General features: G+C 52.1%; 1 protein-coding gene. It reads right to left on the bottom strand.

Annotation, left to right across the window (positions count from 1 at the left end; translation table 11 throughout):
* The coding region (locus R7Q48_RS30540; RefSeq protein WP_318134165.1) for an RluA family pseudouridine synthase at window positions 1-534 on the bottom strand (534 nt) is incomplete at both ends.

The following is a 534-nucleotide window of genomic DNA, read 5'->3' on the forward strand; positions in this document are numbered from 1 at the left end:
AGACCGTATTCTTCAGTGTCTTTACGCAGCGCTTCAGTCATTGCCACCATATCGTCTGGCACTGGAGCATGGAATTCCAGTTCTTCACCAGTTATCGGGTGTTCAAAACGAAGCATTACAGCGTGTAGCGCCTGACGATCGAAACCACGAATCATGTCCGTCAGTTCCTGCGATGCACCAGTAGGAATACGTGCACGACCACCGTAGGCAGTATCACCTAACAGAGGATGCTGTAGGTAAGACATATGAACACGGATTTGGTGAGTACGACCCGTTTCCAAACGCAGACGGATACGCGTGTGCTCACGGAAGTGCTCTGCTACACGGTAGTGCGTTACCGCAGGTTTACCCAAAGGAGCTACAGCCATGAGTGTGCGTTTAGTCGAGTGGCGACCAATTGGTTGATCCACTTTACCGCCTGCGGTCATACGTCCAATCGCAATGGCTTCATACTCACGGGTAATGTCGCGTTTTTGTAGCGCTCGCACGAGGCGAGTTTGCGCCGGAACGGTTTTCGCGACCACCATCAAACCT

Source organism: Vibrio sp. 378, assembly GCF_033339435.1.